Origin of the sequence: Sulfurovum sp. (genome assembly GCF_015493435.1) — a bacterium.
GTDB lineage: Bacteria > Campylobacterota > Campylobacteria > Campylobacterales > Sulfurovaceae > Sulfurovum.
Map to the genome: position 1 here is coordinate 25,637 of NZ_WGDD01000057.1, position 21,242 is coordinate 46,878.

The following is a 21,242-nucleotide window of genomic DNA, read 5'->3' on the forward strand; positions in this document are numbered from 1 at the left end:
AAAAAGTATGGAACTACCAAACATTATGATTATCGAAATTTTTACTGTTTTTCTCATTTTTTCCCCTTATTTGGTAAACATATCGAGATCTTTGCTCATCTCGTCAAACTCTTTGTCTGCCTTCTCATTCTGGCTGCTCTGTTTTGGTTTTTTCTCTTTATCAACTGCTGCACTGTTCCCCTGCATCATACCTCCAAGCATTTGAAGCATGGCAGCTGCTTTCTTAAGATCAGCAGCATTCTTCTCGCTGATCCCTTCTATCTGTATCTTTTTGTCTCCTATCGTAACGGAGTGTGCATTCGTCTGTGTTGTTGCAGGTTCTGTTTTCTTTGGCTGAACAGGGACAACCACAGTTTCCGAAGAATCAGCCTTTATCTCCTCTTCATGGTTAAGATTGGTCAGATCAAGTATCAGTTTAGCCGGTTTGCCTGCACCTACTTCAAACGCTGCCTCTCCCGTACCTCCGCTGACACTTGCCTCTACACGGTATTTCCCTTCATCGAGTACCATATTCAGCATTTTGGAACAAGGTACCTTTTTATCATAAACAAGTTGTCCGCTGCTGGCATATATCTCATAAGAAACCTTCTCGCTCCCATTGGAACATTTTGCCCCTATGACAAAAGGAGAGAAAATAACATGTACTTTACTTACCTTTCCAGCAGTCACTTCAAACGGTGCCTCTTTTTTGAATCTATTGTATTCACACTTGAGAAGATACTTGCCGACTGGCAGTTGCTTGGTACCTGCTTCTTTCTTTCGAGGTCCTATATACCAGTTATCTGAATCATCTACTTCGCCATCCACTACTTTATAGGCGCGACAGTTTGCATCAATCCACTTGCCACCTTCTTTCTCACTGGCAGTTACTTCAACCTTTCCGGTCTGTCCCATGACCACATGAAGCTTAGTCGTCTCACCGGCTTTGATCTCTACAGGAATGTCTTTTCTCTTGAATGCATTGTATTCACAGTTTAAAGTATATTTCCCTACCGGTACCTGTTTGGTCCCTGCCTTTTTCTTCCGGGGACCCACATACCAGCTGTCAGATTTGTCTTCATTGTAAAGCCTGCAGCCTGCATCGATCCACTTGCCCCCCTCTTTTTCACTGGCAGTTACTTCTACGTTTCCGGTCTGCCTAAAAAACAGGTGAAGTGTTTTTTCTTCCTTATTCGCAAGGGTGAACTCCGTATGGGCCTTCATGCTGTCGTAAGTCGCTTCGACATAATATTTTCCGATGGGAAGAATACGTTCACAAGCCTTCTTCTTCGTCGGAACACACCACACTATCTGATCGTCTCTATTGGGTTTTCCGTCAATGATCGGGTAAATATACACAGAACCTTTTACTTTCAGCCCGCCCTTCTCTTCTGCCAGATCGATAGTCACCTTACCGCTTTTGATCATGATGACAGTATGGTTCTTTGCCTGTGGTTTAAGTACCATATCACCTTCTGCAGACTGGAGCTCTCCTGTTCGGTCATAAGCTGCTTTTACATGTATTTTACCCACTTTGACATCGACTTTCGGTGCTTCATCGTTACCGCTGTAGAGTACTTTCCCCTCCTGACTGACTGCCCATTTTACACCTGAGACATTCAGCCCTTTAGGGGACATATTGTAACGCGCAACCAACGTATATTCTGTCTGTGTGAGCACAGGTGCTTTTGGCTTTTCAACTTTTTTCACAATACTTTTCATCGCTTTGTTCAGGGCAGCAGCATTTTTGGCAGAAAAATACGCCCCTCCTGTCGCATGGGCGATACATTCCAACTGCTTGTCAGTCTTTTTGTCAACATTGAAACCGATCACATGTGTGACAAAGTCTATTCCCTCTTTTTCAAGTTCTTTTGCCGTACCGCAGGGATCAGGGTCACAAGTCTCTTTCCCGTCGGAGATAAGAATGATCGTTGCTTTCTCTTCTGTGAATTTCAACTCGTTCGCCGCTTTGCGCAAAGAACGGCTGATAGGTGTTTTACCCTTGGGCTGTATCTTCATGACCGTATCGATGACTTTGTTTTTATCCACCCTGCCTACAGGAATGACAGTCTCGATATCATTACAATCTCCTTTCCTGCGATGCCCATAAACGGTAAGTCCCAATTCGACATTGGGATTCCATTCTCTTACTACATTTTTTAATGCCTCCCTGGCTATCGCTATCTTTGGTTTTCCGTGTATCTGCCCCCACATACTCCCCGATGCATCAAAAATAATGACTGCACGCGGACTCTCTGCTGCCGGCACACTTGTAAACAATGTTGCCAAAACCAACACAAATCCAAATAGTATTTTTTTCATTATATTTCTTCCTCCCCATTCATCCGCATTAAATTGTTTCCGCTACCCAGCGGGAACCTGAATCAATGCTGTATTAGAACTGCACAGTCATTCCTGTCTTATCGGCACGGATCAACACGGACATCATTGTTAGGATAAAGGTAGATCTCTACTCTTCTGTTAAGTGCCATATTGCGTTCGGAAGTATTGGGAACCAGTGCTTTCTTATAGGAGCAGCCCGTCACATAACTTGGATTGTTTATCCCCTCGCGATAGAGTCTGTCAGCTACTGTTTTAGCCCTCTGTCTGGAAAGCCTGTAATTATAGTCATACCCACCTCTGTTATCTGTAAATCCTGCTACCTGTACGATCGTTTGCGGATATTCGCGAAGGATCTTGCCCACTTTACCCACTTTGTATGAAGCACTTGACGTCAATCTGGATGAAGCAGTCGGGAACATCATGCGGTCACGAAACATAATCTTCACGTATTTACCGTTGTTGGAAACGATCAGGTCCTGGTTTGGATCAAGATAGGCAAGCGGATCATTGTTGACACCGGTTCCCAGGGAACGTGCAATATCATTGGCTTGCTGATCCAGGCTGTACCCTATCAATCCACCCGCCGCAGTACCGATCGCTGCACCTATCAGTGTCGATTTCGTATTGCCTCCTATCAACTGTCCGGCCAAAGCACCGGCAGCAGCACCGCCGATCAGGCCATCTGTTGTATTGCTTGTTCCCGTCGAAGCACACCCTGTAAGCAATGCCGCACTGATGGATATTGCTGTGACTGATTTCAAAATTTTTACTTTCATTATTTCTCCTAAAATTTAAATATACTCTTATTATAGCCATAAAATGTGGCAAAAGTGTGGCATACCTTGTTTCTTTCTCTCTTTCATCCACCTCATTTAAAACTCCTACACTTTTTCTCACTCTTGAAACTCTTTTCACTCACTTGCCTGTCTAAAAGTATAGCTCCTCTGTTATTCATAATTCTTTGTCTTACAAACAGAGTACAGGCCGGTTCACCACATCCGTCACAATCAGAGAAAGAGAGAACATTACTGCGAAGATTATAGATAGTTCCCATCTTCCTGTAGCGTATCTTGCCATAGACATCTCCCAACAGCAGCATACTTAGCTCCGCAGGTGTATCGACAGTACCAAGAAATGAAAGAAGATCCTTTCGTGAGTTAATGGTTTGCACCTTTGAGTGACTGTCAATATAGTGCAGATTGTAAAAACCGGCAACAGCACCATCATTGAAAGAGTATTTCCAAAATGAATGCTTAGGCTTTTTCGCTCTGGCAGAACGGATCTTCTTTTTATCATTAGTAGAGAGCTTGTTGTAGGCAGCCATATCAAAAGACCACCCAGCAATATACTCGCCATAAATATTGTACTGTTTAATGTCAAAATACTTCACAGCTTTTGCCAAATGGACATCACTCAGTTTAGCTGACTTCAGAGATGCCGGTTTTCTGCCTTCATTTGTTTTTAACGGTTTATACTGCTGCCATTGTTTTTTACCCATAGTATGTGACCGGCAATGTGCATTTTCCACCTGAACGCCTAATATCAATACTGCCAATAGCATTATTTTAACTATTTTCATTACTGTTTCTCCATTATTATTTCGCCCCATTCAAACGCATAAAATGCTTATATTATAATTTATCATAACATTAAAATGTGGCAAAAGTGTGGCAAAGGAAACGCTTATGTATTTTGATAAAGTTCGATAATAAACCTGGTACCCGGCGAAAGCTGTTCTATACGAACAGTACCGCTCATGTGTTTCTCAATAATGATCTTCGTCATATACAGTCCAAGTCCCATGGAATCTTCTTTGGTGGTAAAATAGGGATCAAATACTTTTTCAATATTTTGGGGGTCAATTCCCTTCCCGTTATCTTCTACAATAATGGTGACAATATGGTTTTTTTGGTTCAATACCACTTTTATTTTACCTTTGACCGGCAGAGAATCCACCGCATTTTTAATGAGGTTTATCATCACCTGCAAAAATTCATTTTGATACAGAGAATAGGAAACTTCTTCAAGCTGTGTATAAAGCTGAATATCTTTCTTACGAATAGAACCTTCTACAAATTCTATAGACTTGAGGATCAGTGCTTTGAGATCTTCCACAGAACTCTGGTCTTTGGGCTGATAGAATGTTCTGAAATCATCAATCGTCTCTGACATGAACTCTATATTGTTTTCCATATCTTTGTAATAGGCATCCAGTTTGTCACACCCCACCTTTTTATCTACATTAAACCGCAGCAGTGCCAAAATAGAAGCGATCTTGTTGATCGGCTGACGCCACTGGTGCGCGATCATGGGGAGGAGTTCACCCAGCAATGCCTGTCTAGACTGAAATACAAGTTTTTCATTGGTCTCTTTAAGTCTGGATTCATAATTTTTCAATTTCCGATTCAGGATCGAAGAGAGATAGAGTGACAATAAAATAGAGATGACCCAGGTAAAGAGCATAAGATAGTAATTGATCTTTATATTTGCTTCCCGTTTCAATTCATTTTGTTTTTTCTGAAAATCACTGTTTTTCTGGATTGATTTGAGATTTTCCACTGCGGTAATGTACCAGTCATATTCCGGTATATAGTCCGTATATGCCATGTAATGCTTGTCCCGATACAGACCCTTTTGTACATAGCGGGCCAAAAAGCCTTTTTTTGTCTCTCCTGAAGTATTGATATCATCAGGAGCATAAATGATCTTGTGTTTAGAGTTTGAAACAAAAAAATATCCGTCTGTAAATTGATGATTGTCTTTGATATACGTCAAAATATCTTTACGTACATCTCTTTTCATATATTTCAGGTATTCTCCTGCACCAACATACCAGTTGTAACAGTCAAGCAGTTTTACATAAGAAATCTTATAATGCATTTCTTTGCGGTCTTCACTGACAATATACCAGTAGTAATCTACAAACCCTTCTCCTTTTTCACGCAACACTTTTGTAAATTCCCTGACAATATATTTTCCCTGGACATCCTGTATGTTCATAATGTTCGTACCTACCATTTCCGGATCGATATGCACAAAGATATTCCCCTGCATATCAATAAGGAAAAGATACCCGAGATCACCCTCGAACTTAATCCCTTCAAGTGCACTGATGATCATTTTTTTCAATGCGTTCTCATCCAGTGTATCTTTATATTTAGCATAGAGATTATTGGTAACATTCACAGCAAGGTTGACAATACTTTTGGCATCTTTTTTGATCTTGTTGCTGCTTTTGCTGTCATAATAGCGCACAAACTGTACCATGTTTTCCACTCTGTCGCGAAGCCGGTTCCCTTCCATATCCATCAAGGTCTGTTCATACTTTAGCGCCTCTCTTTTAATCTCTTTACGCTGAGAATAAAAAAAGAAAAGATGTGAAAGTCCTCCATAGAGAAGAAGTGCAACAAGCGGGAACAGTACGATCAGTGTCGTCAAGCGGAAAGAAGGCTTAACATTCCACCTCATCCTCGATCTCTCTCTTTGTAGTACCCTACGGTATTTCTGTTTTTGATCAGATCATCCGGTAGTTTTTTCCTCAAATGTTTTATAAATGAACGTATAGCATTTTCTGTGGGCATACCCTCTTCCCATAATGCTATGATTTCATCATACGTTACAATACCTTTTCGTGCGATCACAGTTAAAAACTTCAACTCTTTCCGGGTCAGAGCATGTTCTATACCATTCGCTCTCAACAATGATTCTTTTGTATAAATGAACACATCACGGTCCAGTTCCAGGACATTATCTTCCAAAAAATCGCTGTTCAGTGTTTCGAGCAAAAGATGGATCTTTCTGGAAGTAAGCGGTTTTACGATGTATTTGTCCAAATTCAATTCTATGGATTCCAAAAGATAATCAGTGTTTGTATAAGCAGAGATCACCACCACCGGAAGTTCTTTGTGGGTTTCTCTGATCTTTTTGATCAGTTCAATACCATTCATTTTGGGCAGTTCAATATCAACAAGCAGTACATCTATCTCATGCTCCAAAAAGGTCTGATACCCTGTCTCACCATCGGAAGCAGTATAAAATGTTTTAAAAAAATGACTTAAAAGCTCAGAAATATTTTGAAGAACATCTACTTCATCCTCAATATAAAGTGCCGTTTTATCTTTTAGGGAATCATACATCACCTACCCCCCTCATTTTCTGAATTATAACATGAAATTGTGGCAAATGTGTGTCAGAAAATATCTTAAATCAGAAAATAAAAATCTGTAGTCGTTGCCGTACTCCTGTGTAAATGTTATTTCCCTTTCAGGTACCCCATTGCCGTTGCAATAATATCATCGTCATCTTTGCTTCCTGATTTGAGTACTACCCGTTCTGTTCCCTCTTCCCGGAATTCGATGAAAACATTCTCACCGTAGGAAGAAACTTTGGAAATGCCTTGTTCTCTTGCCAGTACTTTCATGACCATGACATCAATGAACTGGCGGGTGATCGTGTCAAGCTTTCCGAAACGGTCCGCGATCTCAGCTTCAATCTCATAGACTTCACCTGTAGTTTCACACAGGGAAAGCCGGCGGTAGAGTTCAAGGCGCAGCCTGTCTTCTTCGATAAGTTCCTCACTCAGGTAGGCATCAATAGCCAGTTTCATATCGATATTATGTGCCACTTCCTTATCCTGCCCGGAAAGTTCGCGTATAGCATCTTCAAGCATACGCAGGTAAAGTGAATAACCGATCTGCTTGATATGCCCGCTCTGCGCTTCACCGATAATGTTCCCGCCGCCGCGTATTTCAAGGTCATGAAACGCCAGAACGGCACCGGAGCCGAGATCGGAGTGGGACTCGAGTGCAATGAGTCTCTTTCTTGCATTTTCGGTCAGTCTGTCTTTGTCTGTCACCATAAAATAACAGTACCCTTCCCTGCCGCCGCGGCCGACACGGCCTCTCAGCTGATGCAGATCGGCTATACCGAAATTGTCTGCACCGTCCACGATCATTGTATTGGCATGGGGCATATGAATACCGGACTCAACAATAGATGTGGAGAGCAGCACATCATACTCCCCATCCTCGAACTTCATCATTTCATCTTCTGTCTCTTTTGCCGAGATCCTGGAGTGCAGAACGGCAATACGGAGTTTGGGCAAAATATCAAGTAGAGCCTTCTTCTTCTCTTCTATACCTGCAATGGAATTGAACACATAAAATATCTGTCCTCCGCGGCGCATTTCACGTAAAACAGCTTCTTTAATCACTTTGGTATCGTAACTCTTAACAAACGTACGCACACCCTGACGTTCTGTCGGCGGGGTAAGTATTTCGGAAAAACTTTTGACTTCGGAGAGTGCCAGGTTCAGAGAACGCGGTATCGGAGTAGCCGACATTGAAAGCAGATGTACATCAATGGAAATCTCTTTAAGAGCCTCTTTCTGCTTTACCCCGAACTTATGTTCTTCATCAATGACCACCAGTGCAAGATTCTTGAACTTTGCTTTGAGCAGCGCATGGGTACCGACCACCACATCAATCGTTCCCTCCTCAAGCCCTCTGAGTATCGCGTTCTTCTCTTTGGCCGTAGAGAACCGGTCAAGTTTGGCTACGCTGATACCATAGTCATAGAAACGCTCCTTCAGGCTCTTGTAGTGCTGGGAACTGAGCAGGGTCGTAGGCGCGATCATCATTGCCTGATAACCGTTCTTCACGGACACGAACATTCCGTTCATCGCCACTTCTGTTTTTCCGAACCCTACATCCGCAGAGAGCAGCCGGTCCATCATCCTGCCCGAACTCATATCATCCAGCATTTCATTGATGGCCTTCTCCTGGTCTTCGGTATGAAGAAATCCTGCTTTAGACATGAAAAGCGTATGCTCTTCCCTGTCTATTTTCATCTGGATCCCTTTTTTAAGATGGCGTTGGGCAGAAAGATTGATGATCTGGGAGGCGATAGCGAAAAGCTTTTCCTTCACTTTTCCCTTAAGCTTCCTGAAACTCGCTTTCCCCAGTCTATCCAGTACCGGAAGAGCACCTCCTTCCGCCACATAACGGTCTATGACTTCAAGACTTGAAACAGGAATGAGCAGCGAATCCTCATTTTGGTAAAAGATCACCACAAATTCACTGGTCGCACCAAGTACATCACGTTTTTCGATCCCTTTGAATATCCCTACGCCATGATTCTCATGCACCACATAATCACCTGGTTTGAGCTCATCAAGAATGATCGTCGCTTTTTTGACCCTTTTTTTCTTAAGCGGTTTGTTGAGAGAAATAATGAGTTTGTCATCCCCTATGAGATTGACGATACCCTCCTGGTAAACAAAATCAATATTCTCAAAACTGCTTAACTCCGAACCCCGTACAATACTCTCGTTCTTTGCAATAACCGTGATCTGTTTGTCTTTATGCATTTCGAGCAGTTTGTTAGGATCGACCGCTTCAAGGTCGCGGTACCGGTTCCCTTCCGGAACAGCCGGAAGCAGAAAATCTTTTCTGGGGACCAGAGGTTCTCCCAGTTCATAAATCTCTTTGAGCTCATCATCCAGATTGCTTGCCCATACGGTACTGAACTGGCGAAGCGCGTTTTCACCGAGATCTTCAAGGTGCCAAAGTCCCAGAGAATCTATATCTTTGACGAACGTATCGTAACTGCTTCTCTCTACTCTGCCTTTGAGCGCCTCAAACTGTTCTTTGTCAAGTGCAAGAAAAGCCGGGATAAAAACGGCACGCTCCAACTCTTCTTCAAAACGTTTCTGTGTTGTTTCGTCATAATGCTGAATCGATTCTATTTCATCATCAAAAAGAGATATACGGTACGGTTTTTCAGCATTGGTGGGAAAGATATCGATAATATCTCCACGGAACGATACCTCTCCTCTGCCCGCAGCAATATCGGTAAAATGGTATCCCCAATGGTACAGTTTTTCTTTCAATTCGTTCAGATCAACAGTATCGCCAAACTCCAGTATATGCCGAGAAAAATACTCCGGTTTCGCAAACGGCAACAGTACCGTACGGACCGGTGCAACCATTATTTTTCGTTTTTCAGAACGATAATAGGCAGAAAGCTGGGAAAAAAGGACTTGAATATCTTCTCCATAGGCACGCAGGTCTTCTCCCGTATTGACCCGAAGGTCGGGCAGGACGAAAGTGTCAAACCCGAGCAGTACAGATACATCACGTATCTGCTCTGCTTCTTTGTCATCTTTGCACAGAAGCAGTTTCTCTTCTTTCAGCTCTTCCAAATATTCGTATATGTTGCTTTGATAGATCACGCTTTTCTCCAAATTTTACCTTTAAAAGCGGATTGCATCCGCTCTGCAGGATTCCTCACAGGATACGGGTTACTCACCATCGTCATATGACTTTAAAAAGGCTTCAACCGTATAAAATGATCCAAATACCAGGTAATGTTCTTTTTGATCGATAGTATGCTCGAAATGCCGGTAGGATATGTCAACACGGTTCAATGCTTTTTCTATATTTTCAAGCGTCGTTGCACGCTGTGAGTCGATCCTGATGATCTCCACTCTTTTCACTTTTGGTTTCAGTATTGTCAAAACTTTTTCATAATCTTTATCATCCAGAGCGTTGTAAACCAGTACCGTATCCGGCTCCATTGCTTCAGCGACCACTCCGGCCGCCAGAGGATTATGCCCTACATCAATACGGATATTTTTGGCTAGGGGGTAAAAACGTCCGAAAAGTTCCAACGATGACAAAGTATCCACATTATAGGGAAGTTGCAATATATCAAGTGCCTGAATCGCTACCACAGCATTGTCTGCAAGATATTTGGGCCAGCCTTTTTGCTTCGCGATATTTTTCAACTTCAGGATATTTTTTCCAAATTCTGCAGGATAGATATCATCCATACTCCGGGCAAGCACAAGAGATGCCCCTGCCTCAGATACAATCCTTTCTGCCACCTCAACCACCTCTTCATACGGCTGCGGTGCCAATAATACGCTCTTTTGAATACTCCGTATCTTTGTAGCAGCGATCTCTTCAATGGAATTTCCCAAAAAAGCCTGATGGTCTATGCCTATGGGCGTAATGACGGAAAGTTCCTTGTCGCAGACATTGCTTGCATCAAATTCCCCGCCAAGACCCGCTTCAAGTACCATAAGGTCACATTTTTCAAACACCACGAATGCCAAAAGGGTCGTATATTCAAAATAGGTGAGTGCTTCACTCATTTTCTTTCCCAAAATAGCAAAAAGTCTTTGGTGTGCCAATTCCAACACTTCATCTGAAGCATCTTCCCCATTGAGCCAGATGCGTTCATTGAAGGTTAAAATATGCGGTGACGTATAATGACCGACCGACGTACCTGTTCCCTGCTTCCTGCTGTCTGCTCCAAAGAAAGCAAGATGGGCGATCATCCTTCCTGTTGAACCCTTGCCGTTCGTACCGACGACATGAATGGTTCCCGGACGGCTGATGTGCGGTTGAAGCATCCTGTATGCACTCTGTACACGTTCATGGTCAATCTCTTTGTAATAGAGCGGTTTTTGTGCTAAAAATTCTATGATTGACAAAATTTCCACTGCTAACGGGTACCTGCTGCCTGCCCGTTTTCCACCAGCATGCCTTTCGCACTGGCATAGGCAAGGAATTCATTGAGCGCTTTTCCCAGTCCTTTGCGGATCGCTTCGGTCCTCAGTGCGGAAGAGGTCAGAGAACTTTCTTCGATATCCGACTCGAAAATAGAAGAGATTGTTTTGGAAAGTTCACCCTGCTTGGTAACCATATCGAACTTCACCCGTATATTGGCACGGTAGCGTACCACATAACCATTCTCATAGGCAAGCGGGGTAAATGTACTCCCTTTGTAATCTATACGTATCCGGCTTTCAGCCTGTTCTTTGGGCACAAGATGTCCTTTAAAACGTGTATAGACAAGCCGGTTCATTTCGTCCTTGACATACGGTGCATTCTCCGGTTCCACCCTGTCTATCACCACTTTGACATATATCTTGTCTGAAAAAACATGACGGATGAGATGGGAGGAAGGCTTATATCCGCAGGCGGTCAACAGCAGCATCCCTGCTGCTATTAACGTAAATAGTGTCGGTTTGTTTTGGTGCGCAAAATGATTACTTATTAGATTCATATTCTTTCTTCTTCATTGAATAAAAGCAAAATTTGCTTTACTTTCACTATTCACTCTTAATGATTCACCCCAAGGGCACTTGTCCCTTCGGTCAGGCGCACTATACCGCTTAAGCCGGCTTCACCGCCAGGTTAACCAGCTTACCCGGTACAACGATCTCTTTGACGATCTGCATTCCCTGAAGCCATTTGCTTCCTGCCTCTTTGGCGGCGGCAAGTATTTCATCTTTGGCAGCAGACGGAGAAACTTCTATCTCGGTCCGTTTTTTACCGCCGATCATTACCACATAGAGTATACTTTCCTGAACGAAAACTTCCTCTTTCACTTCAAGCACCGCGTTAAAATTCTTTCTGTTAAAAAGCATTTCACTCAATTCGGCCGCTGTATGCGGAATGATAGGCTCAAGCAGGTTGAGCATAATGAACATGCCTTCCGTCCAAACCGCTCCGTTGTTCTGCTTGTCCAGTGCATTCAATGCTTCCATACAGGCCGCAATCAGTGTATTGAATGCAAAAGTTTTTTCATAGACATCCGTGGATTTCTGCAACGCCTCATACACTTTTACACGTGCCAGTTTCGATGCTTTGTCCAGACTTTCCTGATCGATATCCGGCAATGTGCTTCCTGTCACTTTCGATTTTCTGTCATACAGTTTTTTAATAAACCGGAATGCCCCTTCGACCGCAGAGTCATTCCATTCCAGCTCTTTTTGCGGCGGTGCGGCAAAAAGGATAAAGAGCCGTGCCGTATCGGCACCGTATTTCTCCACCAGTGCATCCGGATCGACTGTATTGCCTTTGGACTTGCTCATTTTGGCACCGTCCATCAGCACCATTCCCTGTGTCAAAAGCCTGTTGAAAGGCTCATCAATGTCATGGTGGCCAAGATCACGCAGCACCTTGGTAAAGAAACGTGCATAGAGCAGGTGAAGGATCGCATGCTCAATACCTCCGATATACTGATCTACTCCCAACCAGTAATTTGCATCTGCTTTGTCAATGCCCACTTCATTCCATCGCTTCGGATTGGTCGCATAGCGGAACTGATACCAGCTGGACTGTACAAAGGTATCGAGGGTATCCGTCTCCCGGACAGCATCCTGCCCGCATTTCGGGCAGGCACAGTACTTCCATGTCGGATGGTTTTCCAGAGGGTTCCCCTCGCCGGTGATCTCTACATCTTCGGGCAGTGCAACAGGAAGGTTCTCTCTTTTTTCGGGGACCAGACCGCAGCTGGGACAATGCACAAATGGAATCGGTGCTCCCCAATAGCGCTGACGGCTGATACCCCAGTTGCGCAGTTTGTAATTGGTCGTTCCTCTGCCCTTGCCCTCTTCTTCCATTATATTTATAATGGCAGTCTTTGCCTCTTCATTGTCCACACAGGAAAAACGGCCGCTGTCCCTAAGTGTACCCGGACCGGTATAGGGAAGTTCACTGCCGCCCTCGATGACACGTTTTATCGGCAAAGCATACTTCGTGGCAAATTCAAAATCTCTCTCATCATGCGCCGGTACTGCCATGACAGCACCGCCGCCGTACGAAGCAAGTACAAAGTTGGCAACCCAAACCGGGATCTCTTCCCCTGTTTGGGGATGGATCACGGAAATACCGAGCGGATACCCCTCTTTGCCCTGCTGTGCACGCTCCACTTCAGTCATATTGCTGATGGCTTTGATCTTCTCTGCCGTCCTGGTATCCAACAGTCCATGTTCAAGCATATATTTGGTAATAGGATGTTCGGCCGCCAGCGCTGAATAGGTTATCCCGAAGAGCGTATCGGGGCGGGTAGTAAAGACTTCATAGCCGTCAAACTTGCCGTTAAGCTTCTTTCGGCTCTCTTCACTCAGTTCAAATCTGAATTCCAGCCCCTGTGATTTTCCTATCCAGTTGCGCTGCATTGCAATGACCTGCGAAGGCCATTTTCCCTCAAGCTGTTCCAGGTCGTCAAGCAGTTCATCTGCATATCTGATGATATCGAGATAATACCCGGGCATCTCTTTAAGCTGCACTTCATTGTCACAGCGCCAGCAGCACCCTTCTTCAACCTGCTCGTTCGCCAGTACCGTATGACACGATTCACACCAGTTGACCGTGGTACTCTCACGGTAAAGCAGACCTTTTTCAAACATTTCAATAATAAACTTCTGCTCATGCTTGGTATAGAGCGGATCACAGGTCGCGAATTCACGTGTTTTCGAAAAAGAAAGCCCCAGTGAGTTAAGCTCTTTGCGCATATAGTCAATATTGCTGTAAGTCCATTCCCTGGGATGTTTTCCGTGTTTGATCGCAGCATTCTCCGCAGGCATACCAAAAGCATCCCAGCCTATGGGGTGCAGCACATTGAAATCCTGTTTTCTGTAATAGCGGGCGAATGCATCACCGATCGCATAGTTCCTTACATGCCCCATATGCAGACGTCCGCTGGGGAACGGGAACATACTCAAAATATATTTTTTCTTCTGCTCATGCGAATCGGAGGGCTCGAAAGCCTGTTCCTCTTCCCATATTTTCTGCCACTTTGCTTCAATCTCACCGGGAGTATAACTCATAATTTCTCGCTTATGTATAGTTGTTTAATTGCCAGGATTATAGCAAAGATGGGGTTAGGAGTAGTTGTGTCAACGGTTTGCAGAGTGCAGGCAATGTATACGTTATTGAAACGTATTGCATTGCCTCATATCGCCGGACTCAAATCCGCGTTTGAACCACGCCACACGCTGTCGGGAACTCCCATGTGTAAAAGTGTCGGGACGCACATGCCCCGTAGCCTCTTTTTGCAGGGTATCATCACCGATGGACGAAGCGGCACGCAGCGCTTCTTCTGCATCACCGGGTTCAAGCATATGGAATTTTTTCTGCGCATAGTGGCCCCATATACCGGCATAACAGTCTGCCTGAAGCTCGACTCTTACCTGCAGGGCATTCGCTTTTGCACTGCTGCCTCCCCAACGCTGCTTCAAGCGCTGCACTTTGTCAAGCGTACCCTGGATATCCTGGACATGATGGCCGATCTCATGTGCCAGCACATAGGCCTGTGCAAAATCTCCCGGTGCATTGTGACGCTGGGCAAGCTCATCAAAAAAACCAAGATCAAGATAGACTTTCTTGTCCACAGGACAGTAGAAAGGTCCCATTTGAGACTGTGCACTTCCGCAGCCGCTTCGGGTATATCCCCGGTACAGTACCATGACCGGTTTACTGTAGCGCATACCGTACTGCGCCAGCACTTCTGTCCATACATCTTCCGTACTTTTAAGCACTTTTTTAATGAATACCGCACGTTTTTCATCTTCTGCTCTGTTGACATGATGAGCAGAAGAACTGCCGACACCAACCAGAGACAGAGGATTGTAACCCATGAGATAGGCAACTGCAACTGCACCGACGATCAGCAGTCCCAGTTTGGAACGCAGCAGAGGTTTCACTATCGGCCACAGCATCACCATTGTACGCATATCGAGACCACCGCCTTTTCCGGTCGAAGCACGCCGGTCGTCAACGTTCCTGCTCTCCTCTTCGTTATCCATTCTCATCGCTCATCCTTGATGCTTTTTTCTTATCCGATTATACCAACCAAAAGTAAAATTTAACTACAATATATATACTGAAAAATGAGGAGCCTCTGTGTCATTAGCCTTAGCAAGAAAATACCGTCCTGCCACCTTTGACGACCTGATCGGACAGGATGCAGTCTCTCAGACCCTTTCCCTTGCACTCGACGGGAACAGACTCTCCCATGCCTACCTTTTTTCCGGGCTCAGAGGGAGCGGAAAGACTTCCACTGCACGTATTTTCGCCAAGGCACTGCTGTGTGAACAGGGTCCGACTTCCCGTCCCTGCGGTACCTGTACCCACTGCATTATGGCTGCCGAAAACCGGCATATGGATATTATCGAGATGGATGCGGCGTCCAACCGTGGTATCGATGACATCAAAGACCTTATTGAACATACCAAATACAAACCCAGTTCGGCACGCTACAAGATCTTCATCATCGATGAAGTCCATATGCTGACTTCCCAGGCATTCAATGCCCTGCTGAAAACACTCGAAGAACCGCCGGATTTCGTCAAATTCATTCTCGCAACCACCGATCCGCTGAAGCTGCCTGCCACCATCCTTTCACGTACACAGCACTTCAGGTTCAAAAAAATCCCACAGAATCTCGTACTGAACCATCTGGAACATATCCTCAACCTTGAAAAAACAGGGTATGAGAAAGAAGCACTTGAAATCATCGCCCGCTCGGGTGCAGGAAGCCTGAGGGACTCACTTACCCTTCTCGACCAGGCCATTGTCTACTCCAAGAATTTTGTGGATGTCGGCACGGTCACCGGTATGCTCGGTATTATTGAACCGAGTCTGCTGGAAGCCCTGCTTGGCAATATCCTTCAGAAAGACACTGTAAAAATTCTCGAATTCATCAAACTTGCCTCCGATTATGAAGCAGAAATGATCCTTGATGAGCTGACACTGTACCTTAAAGAACTTCTGCTTACGGGGAACAGCACGCTCAGTCCTATGATCATCGAGCGTTTTTTCCGCATTATTGCCCAGTCCAAAAGTCTGCTTTCCCTTGGAAGTGACGGAGAGTTCGTCCTTTCACTCGCACTTTTCAAAATGATGGAAGCGCTGGAGATCAGAGATATAGATACAATGATACGCGGCCTTGAAAAAGAACTCAAAGGTGTTGAAGTCTCGGAGATCATGGTTTCCACACCGGTTCCCGATCTTGCTGCTCCCCCAAAAGTGATCACTATTACTGAAGAAGAGATTGTAGCGACAATACCCAGATCCGACAGTCGGAATGCCGCATTAAGCGTAAAAGATACAGAAGAAAAAGTACCTGCTGAGGATTTGTCCGCTCATGGGCAGGAGCTTAAAACAGTACACAACACAGATTCATCCGCCGATTCCATTGAAACACAGACACATGAAGCAGAAATGCAAACCCGGCCGCTTGTAAAGACTGAAGCAAGCAGTCAAAAAGAACATACGCAGAAGGTAGATGGATCCGCCCTGCACGAGACAGAAGAAACAGTCAATACCCAGACTAAAATACAGGAAAACATATCTCCGCTCAACACCCAGCGTGCAACACCCAACACGGACAGGTTCAAAGAACTTGTCTCCAAGATCTATGACCGGAACTACGATCTGGGAAGCTGCTTTGAAAGAAATATCGAATTTGAAAGCTTCGCCGAACACAAGCTGACCTGGAGTTCCACGGCAGAGGAAGAAGAGAAAAAGATGCTCATCAACAATTGGGGTCTCATCAATATGTTCGTTAAAGATCTCTTCGGATACGAAACCAAAATAGTCAATATCGCTAAAAAAAAAACGATCACCCAAGAAAGCAGTCTCCCGGTAGAAACACCGCCTGAAAACATACCTGCTGCGTCATGTGGCGAGGACGGCAGCGCCTCGATGATAGAAGATATTGAAATGAAAAGTTCCTGTATCGCCCCCGAAGCAGGCAGCACTGAGGCGGCCAAAGAGAAAGATCCCTCTTCCCTCCTGGAAGAACCCATGATCAAAGAAGCGATTGCACTCTTCAATCCCAAAAAAGTCAGAATAAAAAGAAATACATAAAGCATTGGCGGGAAATTACCGGCCCTACGCTTCCTGCCAGGCTTGTGTCACTATTTTAGGCTTCTCGTCATAGATCTTTATCTTCTCTGCTCCGATACAGCGGCCATTCCCATCCAATTCAAAAACAATCATCTGAAAAAGCGATTTGCATGTGTCCGGTACATCAAAATGGCCGCCTATCCCCGTTAAAAAACGTTTGACCGGTATAGCACTGGACATCCCTATCACACCATCTCTGCATCCTGTCAGACCAACATCAGTCACATAGCAGCAACCTTCAACCACCTGGAGATCATCTGTACCTACATGGGTATGAGTCCCCAAAACAGCAGAAACATCCTCTTTCAGCATATGCAGAAGTGCCTGTTTTTCACTGGATGCTTCGGCATGCATATCAATAACAATATGTCTGATACCTTCTTCTTTGAGGGTGCTCACTACAGCTTGGATCATAGTAAAAGGATTATCCACCATCGGCATTGTGTAGTGCCCCATCAGATTGATCACGGCTATTTCATGACCTGCCTGTCTTATTCTGAAAAGGCCCTCTCCCGGAGTATCGGCCGGATAATTGATCGGGCGGATGAGCGGATACTCATCAAAAAGATTCAAAATCTCTTTTTTGTCGAAGCTGTGATTCCCTCCGGTCATGATATCGATACCGTACCCCAACAGTTCCTCGCAGTTCTTCTGTGTCAACCCGAAACCGTGGGAAGCATTTTCGTAATTGGCGATCGTAACATCAATAAAGTGTTCCTGCTGCAGGCGTTTGAGATGCCGTTTGATCATCAAACGTCCGGGTTTACCGACGATATCCCCTATAAATCCTATCTTCAAAGCATCCCTTTCATATTCTGTCACGGCAAACGCCCTTGAAAGCGAAGCGATTCGAGAGCCGTGACGATTTTTTGCTTCGTTATTTCTAAAAAAATGAAGAGAGGAACAATGCCTCACTTCAAACGGGAGGTAGGCAAAATAAAAATAAGTTAAATATTTTCCCCGGCAAAAGGAAGAAGTGCACTTGCCCAGGTGAGTCCGCCGCCAAATGTATCCAGCAGCATTAATTCGCCTTTTTTGAGCCGTCCTGACTCATAAATATCATTAATAGCCATAGGGATGGATGCTGCGGACGTATTACCGTACTTATGTACCGTCAGTACTACCTGATCCTCACGCATATTGAGTGCATCTCCAACAGCTTTGATAATGCGGTAATTCGCCTGATGAGGAATAAAGTGAGGGATGTTTTCTGCATGTATCTCATTTTTTTCGAGAATTTCTTTCACATCTTTTGTCAAAGTTTTCACTGCCAGCTTAAAGGTTTCATTTCCCTTCATCCGTACAAAATTCAACCCTTCTTTTATGACTTTCTCACTGACAGGATTGATCGCTCCGGGTGCAGGAGTTACAAGAAAATCGGCATAAGATCCATCCGCACTTGCATGTACATCGACAAAGGCTTCTTCTTTATTGTCCGTTGCACAGATCACTGCCGCTCCGGCACCATCGCCAAACAGAATACAGGTACTTCTGTCTGTGTAGTCCACAATGGTAGAGAATTTCTCTGCACCGATGATCAGTACATTCTTTTTCATACCCGATTCAATAAAAGCTTTTGCCACAGTAAGCAGATAGACAAACCCGCTGCAGGCGGCAGAAATATCAAAAGCCTGTACGTTTTTAATGCCCAGTTTATCGGAAATGATACAGGCAGTTGAAGGCATATTGAAGTAGTCAGGCGTCACCGTTGCACACAGAACAAGATCAATGTCTTCTGTTTCAAGTCCTGCACGGCTGATGGCAAGTTCTGCCGCTTTGGTACCCATATCACTCGTATATTCATCTTCAGCTGCAATATGCCGTTCTTTGATTCCTGTACGCTTGACGATCCATTCATCTGTAGTATCTACCATCTTTTCAAGTTCGGTATTGCTTAAAATTTTAGAAGGGACATAAGCGCCGATGGAGCGGAAAGAGGCATAGAGTGGTTTTGTTTGTGACATAACTATCCTTGACAAAATATTGGACATATTTTACCATAATATTCTAATGAGTGCTCTAAAAAAAAGTTTTTGGGAGGGAGAAAGGATTCACTCTGACAGTAAATCCTTTGAATTATTTATTTTTTCCGAGCAGTTCTTCGATCTCTTTGTTCACATCCGACTGGGTATACAGAATAGCCTGGAAGATAGCATTCTTGATCGCTTTTGCATTGGAGGCACCGTGGGATACTATGGCACATCCGTCCACCCCGAGAAGCGGTGCTCCGCCATACTCATCTTTATCAACCTGTCTCTTCATATTGACAAATACTTTTTTCCGCATCATCAAAGCACCGATCTTGGCAGGCAGTGATTTTCGAATATACTGTTTCATCAAAGTAAAAACAGTCGTCACAACCCCTTCGCTCGTTTTCAGCAGAATATTTCCCGTAAAGCCGTCACAGACCACAACGTCAACATTGCCGTTAAAGATATCTTTCCCTTCGACATTGCCTACAAACCCGCGAAGGTCTTTCAGCAGGCCGAAGGCTTCTTTGGTCAAGGCATTTCCCTTACTCTCTTCCGAACCGTTGGAGAGCAGACCCACACGGGGATTGCGAATACCGAGTATCTTTTCAACATATGCTTCACCCATGGCACCGAACTCATACAGGTTTTGTGCGTTACAGTCTGTTACAGCACCAACATCCAGTACCAGTGTTTTGTTCTTGCCCAGACTCGGCATCAATGTAGCCAGAGCAGGTTTTGAAATATATGGCAAACGTCCGATCCGCAGGGTTGCCAGTGTCATGGTCGCACCGCTGTGTCCCGCAGAAAGCACTGCATCCGCTTCTTTGTTGCGCACGAGTTCAACCGCTTTGTAGATGGATGAATCTTTCCGCCTGAGTGCATTGGTGGCATGGTCGCTCATATCTATGACATCTGTCGATTCTACAATCTCTACTTTGTCGATATAGTATTGGGGAAGTAATGAAAGTATCTCTTCTTTGTCACCTACAAGTATAGGCAAATATTTCTTCTCTTCAAGCGCCTGGACCACACCTTCGATAATAGGTTCGGGACCAAAGTCCCCACCCATTGCATCAATTGCAATTTTAATCATGGAGATTAAGCTTTTGTTGTTTTGTACTCACCGGTTGTCATGTTCATGTGGTGAGGCATTCTCCATGTTCCGTCTGCGTCTTTTACAGGCATTGGAAGTGTCAATTTGTAATGTGTTCTTCTTTTTGCTGATCTTGTATGACTCACTCGTCTCTTAGGTACTGCCATGGTATATCCTTTATGTAAATTTTATTATTAATATTCTACCTCAAATTCCTCTTCACTGTCATTGCATGTACTGCAATAGTGATAGGTACCTTTGAGGGCATTTATTTCACTTTCGAGAATGTACGTAAGGTCAATTACGCCATCTAAAAATTCAATTATATCCAAATCATCTTTATCTTCTGAAACCATATCGCTCAGTGTAAGCTTGAGTGCATAATCAGATGGGGCAGCGTATGTCACGCCGCATCTGTCGCAATCGAACTCCATTTTTCCTGATACCTGTGCATCAAGGCATACACGATGATAACCGCTTTTCTGTAACGTTCCCGCCATTCTGATCCCCTGAACTTCAAGCTCAAAAGGTTTGGCGGTTGAACCGACCTTCTCAAAAACTATTTTCAAGAATCGTCTTGATTAGTATATTTCTCTTTGTGCAAAGAAGAAATTGATCTCGATCTCTGCATTTTCAACAGAATCACTTCCGTGAACTGCATTGGCATCGATGCTGTCTGCAAAGTCTGCTCTTATCGTACCAGGTGCTGCTTCTGCAGGGTTTGTTGCGCCCATAAGCTCTCTGTTCTTCGCCATAGCATCTTCTCCCTCAAGCACAGTGACAACGACCGGTCCGGAGATCATAAAATCCACAAGATCCTTAAAGAAAGGTCTTTCGGCGTGAATGGCATAAAATGCTTCCGCATCCACACGTGAAAGTCTTGTTTTCTTTGTTGCGGCGATTCTCAGTCCGGCTGCCTCAAATCTCGAAAGGATCTGTCCTACTACGTTCTTTGCTACTGCATCCGGTTTAATGATTGATAATGTCTGTTCCATACTTTATTCCTAAGCGATAATTTACTTCTATAGACCTGCTATCAAAGTATTAGGGCGGGATTATACTGAAAAATATATTAAATTTTTATTAAAACAAGATAATTTTGAAGAGTCCGGAACTTCATTGAAGGGAAGCCGATAATAATGTGTCAAG

At 44.3% G+C, this 21,242-nt stretch carries 17 protein-coding genes; 1 reads left to right on the forward strand and 16 read right to left on the reverse strand.

Going from position 1 to position 21,242, the window contains the following annotated elements; all coding sequences use genetic code 11:
* Positions 1-66 precede the first annotated feature (66 nt).
* The 10 genes from F8L24_RS10230 to F8L24_RS10275 all read right to left on the reverse strand — a co-directional run bounded on the left by F8L24_RS10230 (position 67) and on the right by F8L24_RS10275 (position 14,929).
* Complete coding sequence (locus tag F8L24_RS10230; RefSeq protein ID WP_294955325.1) at positions 67-2,301, reverse strand: VWA domain-containing protein; 2,235 nt, start codon at positions 2,299-2,301, stop codon at positions 67-69.
* 98 nt (positions 2,302-2,399) lie between these two features.
* Positions 2,400-3,098: an OmpA family protein gene (locus F8L24_RS10235; protein ID WP_294955327.1), complete on the reverse strand. Its 699-nt coding sequence runs from the start codon at positions 3,096-3,098 to the stop codon at positions 2,400-2,402.
* A 92-nt stretch (positions 3,099-3,190) separates the two neighbouring features.
* On the reverse strand, positions 3,191-3,901 hold the full coding sequence (locus tag F8L24_RS10240; protein ID WP_294955329.1) for a hypothetical protein: 711 nt from the start codon (positions 3,899-3,901) through the stop codon (positions 3,191-3,193).
* A 104-nt stretch (positions 3,902-4,005) separates the two neighbouring features.
* Positions 4,006-5,790: a cache domain-containing protein gene (locus F8L24_RS10245; protein ID WP_294955331.1), complete on the reverse strand. Its 1,785-nt coding sequence runs from the start codon at positions 5,788-5,790 to the stop codon at positions 4,006-4,008.
* Entirely contained in the window at positions 5,787-6,458 is a 672-nt protein-coding gene (locus F8L24_RS10250) for a response regulator transcription factor (RefSeq protein ID WP_294955333.1), read from the reverse strand. The genes F8L24_RS10245 and F8L24_RS10250 overlap by 4 nt, the downstream gene beginning before the upstream one ends.
* Before the next feature lie 116 nt (positions 6,459-6,574).
* Complete coding sequence (gene mfd, locus F8L24_RS10255; protein ID WP_294955386.1) at positions 6,575-9,550, reverse strand: transcription-repair coupling factor; 2,976 nt, start codon at positions 9,548-9,550, stop codon at positions 6,575-6,577.
* A gap of 72 nt (positions 9,551-9,622) precedes the next feature.
* The gene (locus F8L24_RS10260) at positions 9,623-10,828 is read right to left on the reverse strand and encodes a Mur ligase family protein (RefSeq protein ID WP_294955335.1); all 1,206 of its coding nucleotides are present in this window, start codon (positions 10,826-10,828) and stop codon (positions 9,623-9,625) included.
* Positions 10,829-10,830: 2 nt separating this feature from the next.
* Entirely contained in the window at positions 10,831-11,394 is a 564-nt protein-coding gene (locus tag F8L24_RS10265) for a hypothetical protein (protein ID WP_294955337.1), read from the reverse strand.
* Positions 11,395-11,503: 109 nt separating this feature from the next.
* Positions 11,504-13,945: a leucine--tRNA ligase gene (gene leuS, locus F8L24_RS10270; RefSeq protein WP_294955339.1), complete on the reverse strand. Its 2,442-nt coding sequence runs from the start codon at positions 13,943-13,945 to the stop codon at positions 11,504-11,506.
* Between the two features lie 102 nt (positions 13,946-14,047).
* Complete coding sequence (locus tag F8L24_RS10275; protein WP_294955340.1) at positions 14,048-14,929, reverse strand: neutral zinc metallopeptidase; 882 nt, start codon at positions 14,927-14,929, stop codon at positions 14,048-14,050.
* Positions 14,930-15,020: 91 nt separating this feature from the next.
* On the opposite strand from F8L24_RS10275, the gene F8L24_RS10280 reads away from it, so the two are divergent.
* Positions 15,021-16,988 (forward strand): DNA polymerase III subunit gamma/tau, encoded by a 1,968-nt coding sequence (locus tag F8L24_RS10280; protein WP_294955342.1) that lies wholly within the window; start codon positions 15,021-15,023, stop codon positions 16,986-16,988.
* A 24-nt stretch (positions 16,989-17,012) separates the two neighbouring features.
* Here the strand turns inward: F8L24_RS10280 and F8L24_RS10285 are convergent, their stop codons facing one another.
* From F8L24_RS10285 to ndk, 6 genes are all read right to left on the reverse strand, one after another.
* Positions 17,013-17,825, reverse strand: a complete 813-nt coding sequence (locus F8L24_RS10285) for a TIGR00282 family metallophosphoesterase (RefSeq protein WP_294955387.1) — start codon at positions 17,823-17,825, stop codon at positions 17,013-17,015.
* 149 nt (positions 17,826-17,974) lie between these two features.
* Positions 17,975-18,991: a beta-ketoacyl-ACP synthase III gene (locus tag F8L24_RS10290; RefSeq protein WP_294955343.1), complete on the reverse strand. Its 1,017-nt coding sequence runs from the start codon at positions 18,989-18,991 to the stop codon at positions 17,975-17,977.
* A 112-nt stretch (positions 18,992-19,103) separates the two neighbouring features.
* Positions 19,104-20,093 (reverse strand): phosphate acyltransferase PlsX, encoded by a 990-nt coding sequence (gene plsX / locus F8L24_RS10295; protein ID WP_294955345.1) that lies wholly within the window; start codon positions 20,091-20,093, stop codon positions 19,104-19,106.
* A gap of 5 nt (positions 20,094-20,098) precedes the next feature.
* On the reverse strand, positions 20,099-20,260 hold the full coding sequence (gene rpmF, locus F8L24_RS10300; protein ID WP_294955346.1) for a 50S ribosomal protein L32: 162 nt from the start codon (positions 20,258-20,260) through the stop codon (positions 20,099-20,101).
* Between the two features lie 27 nt (positions 20,261-20,287).
* Positions 20,288-20,662 (reverse strand): hypothetical protein, encoded by a 375-nt coding sequence (locus F8L24_RS10305; RefSeq protein WP_294955348.1) that lies wholly within the window; start codon positions 20,660-20,662, stop codon positions 20,288-20,290.
* A gap of 12 nt (positions 20,663-20,674) precedes the next feature.
* The gene (ndk, locus tag F8L24_RS10310; protein WP_294955350.1) at positions 20,675-21,088 is read right to left on the reverse strand and encodes a nucleoside-diphosphate kinase; all 414 of its coding nucleotides are present in this window, start codon (positions 21,086-21,088) and stop codon (positions 20,675-20,677) included.
* Between the last annotated feature and the right edge of the window lie 154 nt (positions 21,089-21,242).